This is a genomic window from Streptomyces sp. NPDC047130 (genome assembly GCF_040643475.1).
In the GTDB taxonomy this organism is placed as follows: Bacteria; Actinomycetota; Actinomycetes; order Streptomycetales; family Streptomycetaceae; genus Streptomyces.
Window position 1 is genome coordinate 23266 of sequence record NZ_JBEYUK010000024.1, and the last position, 17662, is coordinate 40927.

General features: G+C 72.5%; 17 protein-coding genes. 9 read left to right on the plus strand and 8 right to left on the minus strand.

The features are described from left to right. Positions 1 to 52: 52 nt before the first annotated feature. Together ABZ836_RS24165 and ABZ836_RS24170 are read left to right on the plus strand one after the other, a co-directional pair. On the plus strand, positions 53 to 298 hold the full coding sequence (locus ABZ836_RS24165; RefSeq protein WP_361145334.1) for a hypothetical protein: 246 nt from the start codon (positions 53 to 55) through the stop codon (positions 296 to 298). Next, positions 298 to 675, plus strand: coding sequence for a fic family toxin-antitoxin system, toxin component (locus tag ABZ836_RS24170; protein WP_361145336.1), 378 nt, complete (start codon positions 298 to 300; stop codon positions 673 to 675). The genes ABZ836_RS24165 and ABZ836_RS24170 overlap by 1 nt, the downstream gene beginning before the upstream one ends. A gap of 34 nt (positions 676 to 709) precedes the next feature. Here ABZ836_RS24170 and ABZ836_RS24175 read toward each other — a convergent pair whose 3' ends face one another. The 3 genes from ABZ836_RS24175 to ABZ836_RS24185 form a co-directional block, all read right to left on the minus strand. Next, the gene (locus ABZ836_RS24175; protein ID WP_356133447.1) at positions 710 to 2368 is read right to left on the minus strand and encodes a bifunctional aspartate transaminase/aspartate 4-decarboxylase; all 1659 of its coding nucleotides are present in this window, start codon (positions 2366 to 2368) and stop codon (positions 710 to 712) included. A gap of 30 nt (positions 2369 to 2398) precedes the next feature. Continuing rightward, a complete protein-coding gene (aspT, locus tag ABZ836_RS24180) occupies positions 2399 to 4078 on the minus strand; it encodes an aspartate-alanine antiporter (RefSeq protein WP_356133449.1) in 1680 nt (559 codons plus the stop codon). Positions 4079 to 4257: 179 nt separating this feature from the next. Beyond that, positions 4258 to 4635, minus strand: a complete 378-nt coding sequence (locus ABZ836_RS24185; protein ID WP_361145340.1) for a hypothetical protein — start codon at positions 4633 to 4635, stop codon at positions 4258 to 4260. Positions 4636 to 4641: 6 nt separating this feature from the next. Here ABZ836_RS24185 and ABZ836_RS24190 point away from each other — a divergent pair, with 6 nt between their 5' ends. Beyond that, entirely contained in the window at positions 4642 to 5280 is a 639-nt protein-coding gene (locus ABZ836_RS24190; protein ID WP_361145342.1) for an AAA family ATPase, read from the plus strand. On the opposite strand, the gene ABZ836_RS24195 is transcribed toward ABZ836_RS24190, so the two are convergent. Further along, the gene (locus tag ABZ836_RS24195) at positions 5258 to 7627 is read right to left on the minus strand and encodes a glycoside hydrolase family 9 protein (protein ID WP_361145344.1); all 2370 of its coding nucleotides are present in this window, start codon (positions 7625 to 7627) and stop codon (positions 5258 to 5260) included. The genes ABZ836_RS24190 and ABZ836_RS24195 overlap by 23 nt on opposite strands. 366 nt (positions 7628 to 7993) lie before the next feature. On the opposite strand from ABZ836_RS24195, the gene ABZ836_RS24200 reads away from it, so the two are divergent. Beyond that, entirely contained in the window at positions 7994 to 9307 is a 1314-nt protein-coding gene (locus ABZ836_RS24200; protein ID WP_356133457.1) for a pectate lyase, read from the plus strand. 96 nt (positions 9308 to 9403) lie between these two features. Here the strand turns inward: ABZ836_RS24200 and ABZ836_RS24205 are convergent, their stop codons facing one another. Further along, positions 9404 to 10372 (minus strand): AraC family transcriptional regulator, encoded by a 969-nt coding sequence (locus ABZ836_RS24205; protein WP_361145346.1) that lies wholly within the window; start codon positions 10370 to 10372, stop codon positions 9404 to 9406. Positions 10373 to 10495: 123 nt separating this feature from the next. Here ABZ836_RS24205 and ABZ836_RS24210 point away from each other — a divergent pair, with 123 nt between their 5' ends. From ABZ836_RS24210 to ABZ836_RS24220, 3 genes are all read left to right on the plus strand, one after another. Next, complete coding sequence (locus tag ABZ836_RS24210) at positions 10496 to 11176, plus strand: NAD(P)H oxidoreductase (protein ID WP_361145348.1); 681 nt, start codon at positions 10496 to 10498, stop codon at positions 11174 to 11176. A 370-nt stretch (positions 11177 to 11546) separates the two neighbouring features. Beyond that, on the plus strand, positions 11547 to 12410 hold the full coding sequence (locus tag ABZ836_RS24215; protein ID WP_361145350.1) for a class I SAM-dependent methyltransferase: 864 nt from the start codon (positions 11547 to 11549) through the stop codon (positions 12408 to 12410). Positions 12411 to 12629: 219 nt separating this feature from the next. Further along, positions 12630 to 13238, plus strand: a complete 609-nt coding sequence (locus ABZ836_RS24220; RefSeq protein ID WP_361145353.1) for a hypothetical protein — start codon at positions 12630 to 12632, stop codon at positions 13236 to 13238. Positions 13239 to 13327: 89 nt separating this feature from the next. Here the strand turns inward: ABZ836_RS24220 and ABZ836_RS24225 are convergent, their stop codons facing one another. Beyond that, positions 13328 to 13852 (minus strand): MarR family transcriptional regulator, encoded by a 525-nt coding sequence (locus ABZ836_RS24225; protein ID WP_356133463.1) that lies wholly within the window; start codon positions 13850 to 13852, stop codon positions 13328 to 13330. Positions 13853 to 13949: 97 nt separating this feature from the next. Here ABZ836_RS24225 and ABZ836_RS24230 point away from each other — a divergent pair, with 97 nt between their 5' ends. Together ABZ836_RS24230 and ABZ836_RS24235 are read left to right on the plus strand one after the other, a co-directional pair. Continuing rightward, the gene (locus ABZ836_RS24230) at positions 13950 to 14387 is read left to right on the plus strand and encodes a DoxX family protein (protein WP_356133465.1); all 438 of its coding nucleotides are present in this window, start codon (positions 13950 to 13952) and stop codon (positions 14385 to 14387) included. Positions 14388 to 14499: 112 nt separating this feature from the next. Beyond that, positions 14500 to 15411 (plus strand): class III extradiol ring-cleavage dioxygenase, encoded by a 912-nt coding sequence (locus ABZ836_RS24235; protein ID WP_356133466.1) that lies wholly within the window; start codon positions 14500 to 14502, stop codon positions 15409 to 15411. Positions 15412 to 15465: 54 nt separating this feature from the next. On the opposite strand, the gene gap is transcribed toward ABZ836_RS24235, so the two are convergent. Beyond that, positions 15466 to 16464, minus strand: coding sequence for a type I glyceraldehyde-3-phosphate dehydrogenase (gap, locus tag ABZ836_RS24240; RefSeq protein ID WP_356133467.1), 999 nt, complete (start codon positions 16462 to 16464; stop codon positions 15466 to 15468). A 212-nt stretch (positions 16465 to 16676) separates the two neighbouring features. Beyond that, positions 16677 to 17633 carry a helix-turn-helix domain-containing protein gene (locus tag ABZ836_RS24245; protein ID WP_356133468.1) on the minus strand — a complete coding sequence of 319 codons (957 nt, stop codon included), beginning with the start codon at positions 17631 to 17633 and terminating at the stop codon, positions 16677 to 16679. Positions 17634 to 17662: the final 29 nt, after the last annotated feature.

Below are 17662 nucleotides of genomic sequence, written 5' to 3' on the forward strand. Positions count from 1 at the left end.
CGACCCGGCACGGCACTCCCACCCCGTGGTAACGGCTGTTACCATGCCGGGTATGGCGAAAACACAACTCGGTGCACGCGTGGACGAGGACGTCGCGGAACTCGCGAGGAGGCGCGCCGCCGACCTCGGCCTGAGCGTCGGCGACTACCTCGCCCGCCTGGTGCAGGACGACACCAGCGGACTGCGCGCCCGCGCGGTGGACGCCGCCGCCCGCTTCCTCGCCGACCACCAGGACGTCTTCGACGAGGCCGAGGAAACCCGGCCGCCGCAGGCGCCCCGGGGAGCGCGTGCCGCCTGATGCACCTGCACATCGACGTCCCCTGGATCCTGCAGGTGGCCGAGGCCGCCGGCGCCGACGACCCCGCCCCCGACGACTACGGCGTCCCGGTCTCGGCGGTCGCCCGCCACCAGGCCGAGGTGTTCGAGCAGCCCGTCTACGACGGCCCCTACGCCAAGGCCGCCGCCCTGGTGCACACGCTGGGCCGCTGCCGCTGGCTGGAGCGCTCCAACCTGGCCGTCGCCGCGGCCACCGGCGTGATGTACCTCGAGGCCGCGGGCGTCACGGTCAAACCCACCCGCGAGGACGCCGTCGCCCTGAAGGACCTGCTCCTGGACCCGGCCTGCACGGCACGCGACATCGCCACCCTGCTGCGCGCCTGGCCCACCACCACCTGAGGCGACCCGGGGCGGCAGCGGGGCACCGTCGTCCTCACTCCGTCCCCGCCGACGAACGCCACTCGGCCGCGTAGGCGTCGAAGATCTCCCGCACGTGGTGACCGATCTTCAGGTAGTCCAGATCGTCCAGATTGGCGAGGGAGACGCGCACCGACCATTCGGGACCGTCGAAACCACCGCCGTTCAGCAGCACGACGCCGGTCCGTTCCGCGAGGCGGATGAGCGGGTCGATGGGCTCGTACCGCTGCCGCAGGAAGTCAGCGAACTCCCGGCCGTGGGTGCGCTCCGCCTCGGCCAGCAGGTCCAGTTCGACGTAGTAGCCGGCGCGCTTCCGGTCCTCGCCGATCCTCATCCGTGCGCCTTCGAGGAGCAGGTCCAGCCGTTGCCGCACGATGGAGCGGACCTTGTGCTTGTAGGCCTGGCCCTCCTCCAGCATGGCGAAGAGGGAGAACAACGTCATCATCACCTGCTGCGGCAGGGACAGGCCGGCGGTGTGGTTGAGGGCGACCTGACGGGAATCGGCGACCAGCCGGTCGAGGAAGCGCATGCTCCCCGGCTCCAGGCTCAGGCTGCCGTACCGCTCGTCCAGCCGGACCTTCTCGGATGCGGGGAGCGCCGCGATCATCTCGTCGATGACGTTGTCGTCGTGCAGCGCGATGACCCCGAGCCGCCACCCGGTGGCTCCGTAGTGTTTGGAGTACGAGTACACCAGCAGCGTGTTGCGGGGCAGATCGGCCGCGACGGAGCGGAAACCCTCGACGAAGGTGCCGTACACGTCGTCGGTGACCACGATCAGGTTCGGGTTCCTCGTCGCGACGATGTCGCGCAGCTGCTCGGAGACACGGTCGCTGAGCGCGAGCGAGGGCGGGTTGGAGGGATTGACCAGACACACCAGCTTGATGCTCGGGTCCTCCAGCTTGGCGACCTCCTCCGGCGGATACCGCCACTCCCGTACCCCGACCTCGGCCATCCGGCTCGCCTCGACCAGCACGACGTCGAAACCGTAGGTGTCCAGCGCGGGGATCTCGATGTACGGCGTGAACACGGGCACCATCAGGGCGATCCGGTCACCCCGCGCGAGCAGCCCGTTCTTCGTCAGGGAGTCGAAGATGTAGCACATGGCGGCCGTCCCGCCCTCGGTGGCGAACAGGCCGAGGCCGTCGCCGTCGTGCGGGCGCCCGCCCAGCAGCTCCTCGCCGAGGTAGGCGCGGACGACCTGCTCGGTGTGCGGCAGGATCCGCCCGGGCACCGGATAGTTGTCCCCCGTGACCGAGTCCGTCAGCTCGTGCACGAAGGCGTCCTTGTCGAACCCGAAGCGGTCCAGGGCGTGGGCGACCGCCCGGTTCAGCAGGTCGATGCCGGGCAGCTCCGGGTGCTGCCGCACGAAGGCGTCGAAACGGCCTCCCGCGCCCTGCCGCTCGGGCATGCCACCGAGGTCGTCGGCCGTCCACACCCGGCGGGACTCCGCCAGGGCGAAGTAACCGAGCGCATAGAACGCCTCGCGCGGCCCCGTGGCCACCCAGTTGGGGTTGCCCCGGCCGGCGTTCAGCATCTGCGCACCCGACTTGTCCTTCTGCCCCGGCCGGTGCCGCTGGTACTCCTCGGCGAGCCGGACGAAGGTGTCCTTGAGTTCGAACGGGGAGAGCCGGGCGAGGGCCTCGATCTCCTGGCGGGAGAAGTTGGTGGGGGACATGCGGGACTCCCTTACGGAAAGCAGGTGCGTTCAGCCGCCGAGAACACCGACGAGGACCGGGCCCGTCAGCGGCAGCAGGAAGTTCGAGAGGGTGTAGGTGATCGTGTAGCCGAGCAGGGGCACCGTCGACTGGGCCACCTGGCTGACCGCGGTGATGGCCGGGGTCGAGCACTGCTGACCCGCGATGGCGCCGATCAGCAGCGGTTTCTCGATCCTCAGCAGCCGCAGGCCGACCACCAGGGAGATCGTTGCCGGAATCAGCACCATGGCGATGCCCGCGAACGGCAGCAGCACGCCGTACTGCTTCAGCAGGGGCCAGGCGTGCGGCCCGGACACCAGACCCGTGCAGGCGATGAACACGGCGAGGCCCATGTCCTTGAGTGTCGACGCCGCCTGCGCGGGAAAGGCCCCGAAGGTCTGCCGCAGGGAACGGAACCAGCCGAAGACCAGCCCCGAGATCAGGCATCCGCCGCCGGTCCCCAGGGACAGCGGTACGTCGCCCGCGCGCACCTCGACCTGGCCGAGCAGCGAGCCGACGACGATGCCGAGACCGATGTACACGAAATCCGCCGCGTCGTTGCGTACCACCGCGCCGATCCGCCGCACCAGCCGGTCGAGCCCGGCCCGCGCCCCCACCAGGGTGAGGACGTCACCACGCGCCAGCTCCGTCTCACCGGAGGCGGGCATGTGCTGGTCGTTGCGGACCACCTCGGTGACGTACACGCCGGCCGCGGTGAACTCGGGGTGCCGCGCCCTCATCTCGTCGATGGTCAGTCCCGCCGTGGCCTTCTCCGTGACGGCGACCTGCCGGGTGGCGAGCGGCGTCTCCACCCCCGGGATGCCCGCCGTCTCCTCACCGACGCGCCCGCCGACGTCGATCACCGCGGCCCGGCGGCCGACCACGAGCACCAGGTCGGACCGCGCCAGGCGGAGCCCCGGCTCCACGGCAAGCGTCCTGGTACCCCTCCGCACCGCCTCCACGGTGACCAGCCCACCGTCCAGCTCCTGCACGTCCCGCACCCGCATGCCGTCCCCCGACGTCACCCGGAAGGTACGGCCGACCAGGCCGGGCAGCCCGGCCACCTCGTCGCTCTGCAGCGCCGCCCTCCCGCCCTGCATCGACCGCCAGAGCTGCCTGGACGCGTCACGCAGATCGATGCGCAGCATGAGGGGCATGATCTGGCTGCTGTACAGCACGATGGTGATCAGCCCGAACAGGTAGCTGACCGTGTACGCCGTCGCGACGTGGCCCTGGTAACGGTCGATCTGGTCGGCCGACAGCCCCGGCAGCTTGCCGATGGCCTCCGTGGCCGTGCCGACCACCGCCGACTCGGTGGCGGCCCCGGCGAGGATGCCGGAGGCCGTGCCCACGTCCAGGTCGAACGCCTTGGCCAGCCCGAAGGCGATCGACACGACGCACACCAGCTCGATCAGGCACAGCACGCCGAACCGCAGTCCCCGGCGGTTGAGGTTGGCGAAGAACTGGGGACCGGCCATGTAGCCGAGGGAGAAGATGAAGAGGGCGAAGAACACCGTCTTGACGTCGTCGGAGACCGTCACCTTCGTCCACGCCCCCACCAGCAGGGCGACGATGAGGGTGCCCGCGATCCCGCCCAGCGTGATGGGTCCCACCCGCAGCTTTCCGAGCAGGTAGCCGGCGGAGAGACAGAGGAAGAGCGCCAGCTCGGGATGGTCCTTGACGATGCCCACGTCCCACCCCCGTCGCCCACCGAGTCCCTGTGCGTGTGACAGGCTTCCCTGCCGGTGACAGCCTCTTCGGCCGGGCCCGCTTCCACCACGGTGACGCGGTCGGTCGGATGCGGCTTCACCCTTCCCGCCCAGCCGCAGGGGCCGTTCGGGCGTCACCCTGTCGCCCTCCCGGCGGGCAGCTACGCGCGATCGCCGCCCGGGACCCCGAGCCCGCCGCGCTCGCGCGCCGCTGTGCTCCGCAGGCGACTCAGCAGACCCTCCCCGGCCGCCTGGGGCGCCGCGCCGTCCCAGCGGCCGAGGGACACGCTGCCGAGGCGGAAGCCCTGCGGGTCCAACAGGTGCCCCGCCGGTTTGACCGGCCACAGCGTCACCGCGCGGTCGACGACCGTCAGCCCGGGGAACGGCGCCAGCAGCCGTGACTCGAACGCGTGCAGATCCTCGACCGAGCGCAGCCAGGCGGCGAACAGCAGGTTGTGCGGGCCGGTCAGCGAGGCGCACAGCTCACCGGCTCCCCTGGGCCGGCGACGCGGATCGCCGACGCAACGCCGTGTGACCATGCCGACATGGCATCCGGACGCATCATCTTCCTCTACGGCACCTCCAGTTCGGGCAAGTCGAGCATCGCCCGGGAGCTCCTGGACATCCTCGACGACGGCGTCTACTTCCACCTCGCCGTCGACGGCTTCAACGCGATGCGCAGCAGGCGGGAGCTCGCACCGGAGGAACTGGACGCCGCGCTGCGGCGGACGAGGATGGGCTTCCACCGCTCGATCGCGGCCATGGCCGGCGTGGGCAACGGCGTCGTGGTCGATCACGTCCTGAGCGAGCCGTGGCGACTGCTCGACTGCCTGGCCGTTCTGCCGGCCGAGGACGTCCTGTTCGTCGGCGTGCGCTGCCCGTTGGACGAACTGAACCGCCGCGAGCGGGCCCGCGGCGACCGCCCCACGGGCCTCGCCGCGCACCAGTACGACCTGGTGCACGCACACGGCGACTACGACCTGGAGTGCGACACCGGCACGGCGACCCCGCGCGCCTGCGCACAGCGCATCAAGGAAGCCCTCCCGCACCGCGCCGGCCCGACCGCCTTCACCCGCCTCCGCCGCCGTCATCTGCCGGGCGACACGCCGCCGGCGCCGGGCCCCGCCTCGTCGGCGGGGCCCGGCGGCCGGCCCGAGGGGCCTATCCGCAGCTCTGCCCGTTGAGCGCGAAGGTTCTCGCGCCCACCGGCGTCCCGGTGCCCTGGAAGCCGAACGACGCGGTGCCGCCCGCCGGGATGCCGCCGTTGTGCGCGGCGTTGGTCACGGTGACGTCGGCCCCGGACTGGGTGGCGGTGGCGTTCCAGGCGCTGGTGATCCGTTCACCGCCCTGGAAGGTGAAGCCCAGCTTCCACCCGCCGGTGATCGCCGCCGTCCCGGTGTTCCTGACCACGACCTCGGCGGTGAAGCCGCTGCCCCAGGAGCTGCCGACCTTGTACGTCACCGAGCACGGACCGCTCGGCGTGGGCGTGGGCGTCGGTGTGGGCGTGGGCGTCGGCGTGGGGGTCGGCGTCGGGCCGGGCGTGGGCGTCGTCCCGTCCGGGGTCGCGCCCCACTGCCTGGCCGCGCCCTCCATCAGCACGATGTTCGCCGCGTCGACGGGCGTGCTGCCGGAGGCGGTGGGGATGCCCTGGTACGACCAGTCGTTCGCCGGGTTCCAGGCGCCGGCGGAGGCGATCCGGAACTGGACCTCCTTGCGGTACGCCGACTGGCCCGCCGGGGCGATCACCGTGTCCGAGCAGTCCACGGTCACGTAGTACACGTCGTCCTTGAACTGCGTGGGCCCGCTGACCCTGCCGCACTGGTTGTAGTTGGTGGTCAGGGTGATCTGGCCGGGCGTGACGCCGTCCTCCAGGGTGAAGTAGTACCGCAGCGACGCGTCGTTCAGCGCCCGCGCGGGCCAGGCCGACCTGTTGACCAGGTACGCCTTGATCTCGGTGAAGGTGGGGCCGGTGGCGTTCACCGAGGCCTGCACGGACATCTCGGGCCCGTCCGGCTTCTCCGCCGGCGGGAAACTCGCGAGCGGCGCGCCGCCGTACTCCGCGTAGAGGCGAGCCAGCGCACCGGTGAAGGCCGCGTTGTAGTCGGTGGCGACCTCGTTGTTGGTGTAGTTGGACCGGTCGTCGGTGTACGCGTCGTCCGGGGCGCTCGGACCGCCGACCAGCGCGCCGTACAGCACGTGCCGGCTCTCGGCCGGGTTGGTGATCTGGTCGGTCCAGGAGCCGTGCGCGGTGCGGTGGTGCGGCTTGGTGGGCGGGTTGGCCCCGAAGCCGACGACGTAGCTCGACCTGCGCGGGTTGTCGCCGAGCGCGTAGTTGATCTGCCGGACGGCGAAGTCGTGGTAGCGCTGCCTGCGCTCGGCGTCGCCGGTCAGCCAGTCGGAGTAGGACAGGGCGACGAACGCGGTGTTGGCCGCGTACCGCAGGGAACCCCAGCTGTCGAGGACGGCCTGCCCGCCGGGCGAGTACCGCACCTTCTGGCCGTTCACCCCGCTCGTCCACCAGTCCAGCCAGCGGTTGGCGTCGTCGACGTACCGCTGCTTGCCGGTCAGCTTGGCCAGCAGCACGTAGGAGCCGTAGGACGTGTCGTCCCAGGAGATCGTCCACCGGTAGGAGCGGGTGGAGCTCTGCGGCTCGGTGGAGAGGTTGTCGTAGTACGTCTCGGCCTTGGTCAGGTACGAGGCGTCGCCGGTCGCCTTGTGGAGCCAGACCGCGCCCCAGACCAGCTCGTCGTGGTAGCCGCTCCAGGACTTGTAGTACGCCTGCGCGTCGGTGATGCAGTCGCTGTACCTGCCCCGGTAGGTGTCGGCGAAGGTGTAGAGCTGCTCGGCGTGGGTGAGCAGCTTGTCCGCGTACGCCGGGTCGGAGTCGCGGAAGACCATGGAGGACGCCGCCATGGCGGCGGTCTCGCCCGCGAGGTCGGAACCGGGGCAGGACGCGTCGATCTTGTACGCGGGCCGGGCCATCGGCATGACCTCGGCCGGCCCCCACCACTTGTGGTCGTCCCCGCCGTTGCCGACCTGGCCGTGGAGGACGTTCGGCGAGGGGTGCGCCTTGACGAAGTAGTCGTTGACGAAGCGCAGGTTGTTCCGCAGGTGCTCGAGCTGGCCGGAGGAGGCGTAGGCGGCCTTCTGCTCGATGCCGCCCCAGGCGAGCATCGTCGCCGAGTACGCCATGGGCAGCCCGAACTTGACGTGGTCACCGGCGTCGTACCAGCCGCCGGTGAGGTCCAGACCCGCGTCCTTGCCGTCGTCCAGGCCCGAGTCCCCGCGCCAGCCGACGCGGTTGAAGTCCGGCAGGCGGCCGGACTGCTGGGCCTCGTAGAACAGCAGCGACTTCTGCAGCGCCTCGCCGTAGGCGAAGGCGGGCGCGGCGGAGGCGGAGGACGAGGCCGACAGGGGCAGCAGGGCGCCGGCGAGGACCACTCCGGCCAGGGCCGTCAGCCCCGAGCGGCGCCGGGCGCCCGCTCGGGCGTCGAGTCCTCGTCTGCGGCGGAACACGTGGGGGAGGCGCAACGGAACGTCCCTTCCGACGTCGGTGGGGCGGGCTGTACACCAGGGGGCTGTACACCAGGGGGCTGTACACCAGGGGGCTGTACACCAAGGTGATGGGAGCGCTCCCATCGCCCTCCCTCATCAACCCAGCGGCACCCGCGCCTGTCAACAGCCGTCACACAACCTGGTGCAACCGACGAGGGACTGATCCTTCCGCTCAACTTATTGACCGCGCCATCCGGGTGACCTACCGTCACGGCTGTTCGCATACACGAACGTAGTTCACCGGGCTGAATCCTGTTCCGGAGTCGGGAACCGGCCTTCACCACCGCACCAACCCCCACAGGTGCCTGCGGAGGACGCCGCAGGCGGTGAAAGGAATAGCCAGTGCGCACTGAGAAACAGCACGTCAGAAGGCGTGGCGGCCGAGCCGCCGCAGTCTTCGTCGCCGCGGGTTCGCTCCTCGCCGCGGGCTTCACGGCCCTCTTCGCGACCGGCTCGGCCTCGGCCGCACCCGCCGCGGGCTCGTACACCCTCAAGAACGCGGCGAGCGGTCTGTGTCTGACGGTGCCGGGCGCCGGCACCGCCGCGGGCACACAGCTCGCCCAGAGCGCCTGCACCGGAGCCGCGAGCCAGACCTGGAAGCTCACCGCCGCGGGCAGCGGGTACACCCTGACCGCCGCGCACAGCGCCAAGTGCGCCGGTGTGCGGGACGCCTCCACCAGCGCGGGCAAGCCGGTGGAGCAGCAGAACTGCGCCGGCAGCGCCACCCAGGTGTGGAACCTGACCTCGGTCAGCGGCAACACCTACCGGGTCGTCAACAGCAACGGCGGCAAGTGCCTGAACGTCAAGGACAGCTCGACCGCCTCCGGCGCCCTGGTGCAGCAGAACTCCTGCGACTCCGTGACCAGCAAGAGCTGGACCTTCACGGCGTCGGGCACCGTCCCCACGGACCCGCCGACCGAGCCGACGGACCCGCCCACCCAGCCGACCGACCCGCCGACCAGCCGGCCGTCCTGGCCGACCGCCAACGGCAGCCAGGCGGTCTCGTCGACCATCGAGGTCACGGGCACCTACGACGGCGGCATGAAGCGCCTGTACGGCAGCGGCGACCTGGGCAGCGGCGGCCAGGACGAGGACCAGCCCCCGATGATCAGGCTCGCGGACGGCGCCACCCTGCAGAACGTCATCCTCGGCGCCCCCGCCGCCGACGGCGTGCACTGCGCCGGCAGGTGCACCATCAAGAACGTCTGGTGGGAGGACGTCGGCGAGGACGCCGCGACCTTCCGCGGCGGCTCCTCCTCGACGGTCCGCACCATCGACGGCGGTGGCGCGAGGCTGGCCGAGGACAAGGTGTTCCAGCACAACGGCGTCGGCACCCTGGTCGTGAAGAACTTCCAGGTCGACGACTTCGGCAAGCTGGTCCGCTCCTGCGGCAACTGCTCCACGCAGAACGCCCGCCACATCCAGCTGCAGAACATCTGGGCGACAGCCCCGGGCACCAGCCTGGTCGGCATCAACACCAACTACGGCGACACGGCGCGGATCTCGGACGTCACGATCTACGAGGACGGCGATCGCGACATGGACATCTGCACCAAGTACAGGGGCACCACGAGCGGTGAGCCGAGCGAGATCGGCTCGGGCGCGGACGGCACCCACTGCATCTACTCCGCGTCGGAGATCACCTACGTCGACTGACCCGCGGAGCGCACGTCCGGGCCCGCCCCTCCCCGCAGGGAGGGGCGGGCCCTCCGCGTTCGGCCGGCCCCGGTGCCCTTGCCGTCGGCGCCCCGTCTACCTCGTCGCGAGGGAGCCGGACGCCGTCACCGCCGCCGCGGCGCGATAGGCCCTGGGGCTTCGGCCGTTGTGGCGTTTGAAGGCGGCACTGAAGCCGAAGGCGTCGGCGTAGCCGACGGACCTGGCGATCTGCGCCATGCCGAGGTCGGTGTCGACCAACAGCGCCTCGGCCTCGGCCATCCGGCACTCGGTGACGTAGGCGAGGGGCGGACGGCCCATCAGCCGGGTGAAGCGCTTGGCGAACAGCGCCCGGGAGACGCCGGCCCGAGCGGCCAGGGAGGCTACCGTCCAGGGCTCGGCGGGCCGGTCGTGGAAGGACTGCAGCGCGGGCGCGAGGACCGGGTCGGCGAGACCCCGGTACCAACCGGGCGCGTCGGCGCCCGCCCGGTCGAACCAGGAGCGCAACGTGCAGACCAGGGCCCAGTCGAGGAGCCGGTCCATCAGCGCCTGCGAACCGGCCGAGAGGCGGGCGGCCTCGGCGGCGGCCGTCTCCAGCCAGGAACAGACCCCGGCGTCCTCCTCGACCACCGCCACGGGCGGCAGGGCACGCAGCAGCCGCTCGTGACGGTGGCCCGAGGCGCGGTAGGCGCCCACGATCAGCGCGGTCGCCTCCTCCGCGTCGTCGCCCCACCGGATGCCGTCGAGTTCCTCGGCGGCGCACTCGGGGTTCTCCGTGCAGCAGCTGATCTCGTACGCCGTGTGCGTGCCGTCCAACGTGGCGGGGTGGTCCACGAGATGGAACGGTCCTGGCCCGCGCACCAGGGCGGTGTGCCCCGGGCCGATCGCTCGCTTCGTCCCGTCCGGCAGCAGCAGGACGCCCCCGCCCCGCAGCACGCTGATCATGGTGAGCGGCGCGATGTCGGCGAAACGGACGGCCCAGGGCACCGCGAGCACGACGCGGCACACGACCGAGCCCTCGGCCCGAATCCCGCTCAGCAGCGAACTCAACGGATCCATACACGGCACGGTAGACGATCGCCAATGTTTCGGAGCGGTTCTCCCATGGATCATCCATGCCGTCACGGCTGAACTGGACCCGTACCCGAACGAACCGACCGGGACCCGTCCCGAGACCCCTGGGGAGACACCGTGACGCAGCACGACAGCCGTGCGAGGACAGCCCTCGTCGTCGTCGCACACCACCGCACCGACTCGCTCACCGCGCACACGGCCCGCCGAGCCGCCGCCCAGCTGGAAACCGCCGGCTACCGCGTCGACCTGCTCGACCTGCACGCCGAGGGGTTCGACCCGCGGATGACCGTGGCGGACCAGCCGGACTGGGGCAACCGCGAGAAGACGTACTCGGAAGAGGCGCACACCCACATGCGGCGCATCCTCGACGCCGATGCCGTCGTCGCCGTCTTCCCGGTGTACTGGCAGAGCGTGCCCGCCCTCCTCAAGGGCTGGATCGACCGGGTCTGGAACTACGGGTTCGCCTACGGCCGCAGCAAGCCCCGCCTCGCCGGCAAGCGCATCCTGTGGCTCGGACTGGCCGGCGCCACTGCCGACGACCCGATCACGGCGGGCATGCGGACCTTCCTCGAGACCGGCCTCAACGAGGGCATCGCCTCCTACTGCGGCTTCTCACGCTCCACCGTCGGCCTGCTCACCGACGCGGAGGAACGCCCCCAGAGGGTCGACGCCGACGGCAACCTGCTGGTCGGTGACGCGGTCACGGGCGCGGAGCGGGAGGCGCGGTACACGGCCTTCGACCTGCGTACGCGGGAGCTCGTCGAGGCGTTCGTCGCCGAGGAACTCGTGGCGCTCTGACGCCCGGAGAGGCACGCCCGCGGGGGAGCCCGTCACCGACCGCTCCGGCCGCCGCCGGGCACCGGACCGACGGCGGCCGGAAGGTAGGATCGGCCCCATGCGCCTGTGAACCCGCAGTCCCCATGCCCGGCAGCCCGCCGCACCCCGCACGCCGAACCCACGGCCGCGGGTGCCCCGGCCTTCCCACGACCGGCATGTCCGTGACCAGCAGGCGCGCCCTCCCCCTTCCCGCCGTTCGGCCCACAGCCGCCCCCCCCCGGCCGACCTCCGCCACGTCGGCCGTGAGCGCCGGCCGCCGCCTGCCCGCACGACACCCGGTGACACCCGGTCCTCCTCCGGCACCAACACAGCACAGCAAGGAAGCAGCCCCGTGTTCGAACAGCTCGCGGCCGTCAACGCCCGCCCCGCCCTCTACGCCACCACCACGACCCCCGAGCTCTGGACCGACCCGCACATCTCCCGGAAGATGCTCGCCGCCCACCTCGACCCGGACGTCGACCTGTCCTCCTACCGGACCGCCTACCTGGAGAGGGCGGTGGACTGGATGACCGACCACTTCGGCATCGGCGAGGGCCGCCGCGTCGCCGACTTCGGCTGCGGGCCCGGCCTGTACACCACCCGCCTCGCCCGCACGGGCGCCGAGGTCACCGGACTCGACCTCTCGCCCCGGTCGCTCGACCACGCCCGGGCACTGGCCGCGGCCGAGAACCTGCCCGTCCGCCACCTGCGCCAGGACTACCTCACCTACCGCGAGGCGATCCGCTACGACCTGATCATCATGATCATGCGCGACTACTGCGCCCTGGCGCCCGGCGGCCGGGCCGCGCTGCTCCGCACCGTCCACGAGCACCTCGCCCCCGGCGGCGCCTTCGTCTTCGACGTCGACTCCGCCGCGGCCTTCGCCGACGTGGCGGAGCAGGCCTCCTACGCCCCCTCCCTCATGGACGGCTTCTGGTCCGACCGGCCCTACTTCGGCTTCCACAACACCTACCGCTACGAACGGGAACGGGTCTCCCTCGACAAGTACGAGATCGTCGAGGCCGACCGGCACCGCGTCTTCCTCAACTGGGTCCGCCACTTCACCCCGGACGAACTGACCGCCGAACTCGGCGCCGCAGGCTTCACCGACGTGCGCGTCCTCGGCGACCTCGCCGGCGCCCCCTACGACAGTCGCGCGCCCCACTTCACCGTTCACGCCTGCGCGGCCGACTCCGTAGCCGCCGAGCCGCGGTGACGCCACGTCGACCGCCCGTAGTTCTGTTCGGTCCACGACTCCGTGAGCCCGGGCGGTGAGCCCGGGCGGTGGGTACCGGGCGCCCGGCCGTGCCGCCCGAGTTCCGGCCGCCCGACACCCGATCGTGGGGTCGCGCCGTGGAACGGCCCGGCAGCGGCGGGAGGCGTCGCTAACCTGCTGCCGAGCAGGCCCGGGCGGGCCGGTTGGTGAGGAGACGGGATGGCAGGGACACCGACGCCGGGCGACGTCCAGCACGCCCAGGCGCGACGTCGGCAGGACGCCGCGGAGCAGGCGGAGCTCAAGGCCCGGCGGCGCGCGGAGCACGAACGGAACCGTGCCGCGAAGCTGGCCCGCCAGGCGCGTCTCGCGCTGCCGCCCGAGCAGCGGCTCGCGGACCTCGCCTCCCGGGCCGCCGCCATCGAGGCGAGGTGGACGATGCCGCCGGCGCAGGTGGACCCCGCGGAGGTCAAGGCCGCCCAGCGTGCGGCGATGACCCGCGTCGAGGTCGTCGAGGTCGTCCGCGAGATCACCGTCGAGGTCCCCGCGCCGCCCCTGGCGCCCGGCTCCTACACCGAGTGCGAGGTGTGCGTGGGGCGCGGGATGCGTGACCGCTACGGCCAGGTCCCCGCGGCCGCCGAGCGCCTGGCGCTCGTCGACACCACCGGCGCGGAGGTCGCGGTGATCGAGACGTGCCCCACCCACACCTCCTTCGTCCGGGCCACGGCCCAGCAGCGCGGGTTCACCACCCGGTCCGCGCGGTCCGCGCGGTCCGCGCGGTCCGTGCGGGCCGCCCGGGCCACCCCGGGCACCGCCGCGGCCCGGCCGTAACCGCCGAGCGCCCGGCCGCCCCGTCGCGCCGGTGCCCCGCCCCGCCGGTGCTCCGTGCGGCCGGGACCGGACCGCCCTCGCTCCGCCTGTCAGTCGGCGGCCCGCTCACCGGCTTCCGGTTCCGGCTCGTCGTAGCGGGTGTAGGTCGCGGCCATCGACCCGGTCGGGTCCAGCCGCCCGAGCAGCGCGGCGCCGATGGCGGCGAGCTGGTCGACCTGCTCGTCGGTGAGCGCGTCGATGACACGGTCGCGGACGGTGGCCACGTGACCGGGGGCGGCGTCCCGCACCGCTGCCCACCCCGCCTCGCTGAGCCGGGCATTGGTCGCCCGGCGGTCCTCCGGGCACGGGAAGCGCTCCACCAGGCCGCGGGCCTCCAGGCGGCTGACGACGTGGGACAGCCGGGGCAGGGTGGCGTTGGTCTGCCGGGCGAGCTCGGTCATGCGCAGCGTGCGGCCGGGCGCCTCGGAGAGCATCGCCATCGAGTAGTACTCGAACTCGGTCAGGCCGGCGTCCCGGCGCAGCTGCGCGTCGAGGACGCCCGGCAGCAGCTCCAGGACGCCGCGCAGCCGGATCCATGCGCGCAGCTGCCGGCGGTCGAGCCAAGGTGTGTCCACGGTCACATCCTCCCGCGGAATGGTTGTAGCAACAAGTTGTGCTCTCATGGTCGAAGGTTGTCGCAACAACCATTGTCCCCCACCGACAGGATCCGCCGTGACCTTTCCCGCCCCCGCCCGTGACCTCGCCGTCCTGCTGAGCCGCGTCGCCGTCGGCCTCGTGTTCCTCGCCCACGGCTGGCAGAAGCTGTTCACCAACGGCATCGACGGCACCGCCGCCTTCTTCGAGTCGGCCGGCGTGCCCGCCGCCACGGCCGCCGCGTGGTTCGCCGCAGTCGTCGAGTTCGCCGGCGGCGCGGCGCTCGTCCTCGGCCTCGGCGTCCCCGTCGTCGGACTGCTGCTGGTGGTCAACATGATCGGCGCCTTTGCCTTCGTCCACGCCGGCGCCGGCCTCTTCGTCGACCAGGGCGGCTACGAGCTCGTCCTCGTCCTCGGCGCGGCCGCCCTGGTGCTGGCCGCCGTCGGCGCCGGACGCTTCAGCGTCGACCACCTGCTGGCCGGCCGCCGGCGCACCGCCCGGCCCGTGAACGCCTGACACCCCCCGCGGGCCGGGCGCGTGGGGCCCCGGCCCGCCGGCGCCCCGTCCGCGCCGCCGGTCTCCCGCTTCCGCCACCCACCTCGCCCGCCGTCACCCTCGAGGAGTCCGCATGACCAGTCCAGCGTCCACCACGACCGCCCTCGCCGACGCCCGGATACCGGCCGCGCACCCGTTCGCCGCGCACCTGCGCCGTGCCGCGGCCGCCGAGGCCGACGCCCCGCACCGCCCCTGGACGCCGGAGGACGGGCCGCTGCCCACCCTCTACCTCTCCCACGGCGGCGGGCCGATGCCGTTCGAGGCGACCGAGTGGCTGAACCCGCTGCACGACTGGGCCCGCGCCCTGCCCAGGCCGAAGGCGATCCTGGTCGTCTCCGCGCACTGGGAGTCCGCGCCGCTGTCGCTGAGCGCCGCGCGGCCGGCCGAGCTGGTCTACGACTTCGGCGGTTTCGACGCCCTGTACTACACCTTCCGCTACGACACCCCCGACGCGTCCGGCCTGGCCCGCCAGGTGACGGGCCTGCTCCCGGACACCGCACGGGTGCACCAGCACGCCCGCCGCGGCCTGGACCACGGCTCCTGGGTGCCGCTGAAGATCATGTACCCGGCCGCCGACATCCCCGTGCTGCAGCTCAGCCTGCCCACCGACGACCCCGACGCGCTGCTGGCCCTGGGCCGGCGGCTGCGGCCGCTGCGCGAGCAGGGGGTACTGGTGGTCGGCTCCGGGCACATGACCCACGGGCTGCCCTTCCTGACCCGGGAGATGTTCCTGGAGAACCAGGTGCCCGGCTGGTCGGCCGACTTCGACGCCTGGGCGGCCGACGCGCTGGCCCGCGGCGACGTGTCCGAGCTGGCCCGCTTCCGCACCGCCGCGCCCGGCATGCCCTACGCCCACCCGACCGTGGAGCACTTCACGCCGCTGTTCGTCACCCTCGGCGCGGCCACCGACCCCACCGCGCCCGTGCAGACGACGCTCGACGGTTACTCCGTCGGCTTCTCCCGGCGCTCCTTCCAGGCTGCCTGAGCACGACACCGTCCCGCGCGGGCGCGAGCCCGCGCGGGACGGTGTCGTTCCGCGTCAGCCCGCCGCGAGCAGCTGGAGCGTGTCGATCACACGGTTCGAGAAGCCCCACTCGTTGTCGTACCAGGCCACCACCTTGACGTGGCGGCCGTCGACACGGGTGAGGGCCGAGTCGAAGATCGACGAGGCGGGGTTGCCCGTGATGTCGGAGGACACCAGCGGGTCCTCCGAGTACTCGAGGACACCGGCGAGGGGCCCTTCCGCCGCCGCGCGGTACGCCGCCAGCACGTCGTCCCGGGACACCTCGCGCGCGACGGTCGTGTTGAGCTCGACGATCGAGCCCACCGGCACCGGCACCCGGATCGAGTCGCCCGACAGCCTGCCGTCCAGGTTCGGCAGCACCAGGCCGATCGCCTTGGCCGCGCCGGTCGTGGTCGGCACGATGTTCACGCCGGCGGCGCGGGCCCTGCGGGGGTCGCGGTGCGGCCCGTCCTGCAGGTTCTGCTCCTGGGTGTAGGCGTGCACGGTGGTCATGAACCCGTGCTCGATGCCGGCCAGGTCGTCGAGGACGGCGGCCAGCGGCGCGAGCGCGTTGGTGGTGCAGGAGGCGTTCGAGACGATCGTGTGCACCGCCGGGTCGTACGCGTCGGTGTTGACCCCGTACGCCAGCGTGACGTCCGCGCCGTCGGCGGGCGCGCTGACGAGCACCTTCCGCGCACCGGCGTCGAGGTGGGCGCCCGCGGCCTTGGCCGAGGTGAAGCGGCCGGTGGCCTCCAGGACGATGTCGACACCGAGTTCGGCCCACGGCAGGTTCGCCGGTTCACGCTCGGCCAGCACCTTGATCCGCCGGCCGTCGACGACGAGGACGTCCCCCTCGACGGTCACCGGACGCCCCAGTCGGCCGGACGTGCTGTCGAACGCGAGCAGCCGGGCGAGCGCGGCGGGCTCCGTCAGGTCGTTCACGGCGACGATCTCGAGGGCGGTGTCGCGCTCGAGCAGCGCGCGCAGCACGTTGCGTCCGATGCGGCCGAAACCGTTGATGGCGATGCGAGTCATGGTGATGTCCCTTCCTTTCGCCACCCAGCCTCGCCCGCGCCGCGCGCCGCCGACAGTGGCGAGATCGCCACAGTTCGAAAGGATCGTGCCAAGCACATCTTCGCTGGCCACGGGGCCGCGGGACAGCGGATCCGCAGGGAGTCAGAGCCGGGAGGCAAGGCCGCAGGAGGCACGGCCGTAGGAGGCAGGGCCGCAGGGCTACGGGGCGGCGGCTACTCCCCCCTGGTGAAGGTGCGCCGGTACTCGCTGGGCGTGGTGCCCAGGATGTGCTGGAAGTGCGTCCGCAGGTTCGCCCCGGTGCCCAGGCCCACGTCGGCGGCGATCTGCTCCACACCGAGCTGCGACCGTTCGAGCAGCTCGCGCGCCAGGTCGATGCGGGCCCGCATCACCCACTGCATCGGCGTGTAACCGGTCTCCTCGACGAAGCGCCGGGAGAACGTGCGCGGCGAGACCCCGGCCTGCCGCGCCAGCACGCCGAGGGTGAGCGGTTCGCCCAGCCGGTGCAGCGCCCACTCCCGGGTGGACCCGAAGCGTTCCCCCTTCGGCTCCGGGACGCTGCGCGGCACGTACTGGCCCTGACCGCCGCTGCGGTAGGGGGCGGCGACCAGGCGCCGGGCCGCGTGGTTCGACGCCGCCACCCCGAGGTCGCCGCGCAGGACGTGCAGGCACAGGTCGATGCCGGAGGCGGCGCCGGCCGAGGTGAGGACGCTGCCCTCGTCGACGAACAGCACGTTCTCGTCCACCTTGACCAGCGGGTGCCGTGCCTGGAGCGCCCGGCTGTAGTGCCAGTGCGTCGTGGCCCGCCGGCCGTCGAGCAGGCCGGTCGCGGCCAGGGCGAAGGCGCCGGTGGAGATGGCGGCGAGCCGCGCGCCCCGCGCGTGGGCGGCGACCAGCGCGTCGACGACGGCCCGCGGCGGGTCCTCCCGGTCCGGGTGCCGGTAGCCGGGCACGAAGACGATGTCGGCCCACGCGAGCGTGTCGAGACCGTGGGCGACGGAGTACGAGAGGCCGTCGCCACCCGTCACCAGGCCGGGCGTCGCACCGCACACCCGCACCTCGTACGGCATGCTCGCGCGGGTCGTGAAGACCTGCGCGGGGATACCGACGTCGAGCGGCTTCGCCCCCTCGAGCACGAGCACGGCGACACGGTGCAGACGGAGGGCTGGCATGGGAGAAGGCTACGTGCCGCCCCACCGCG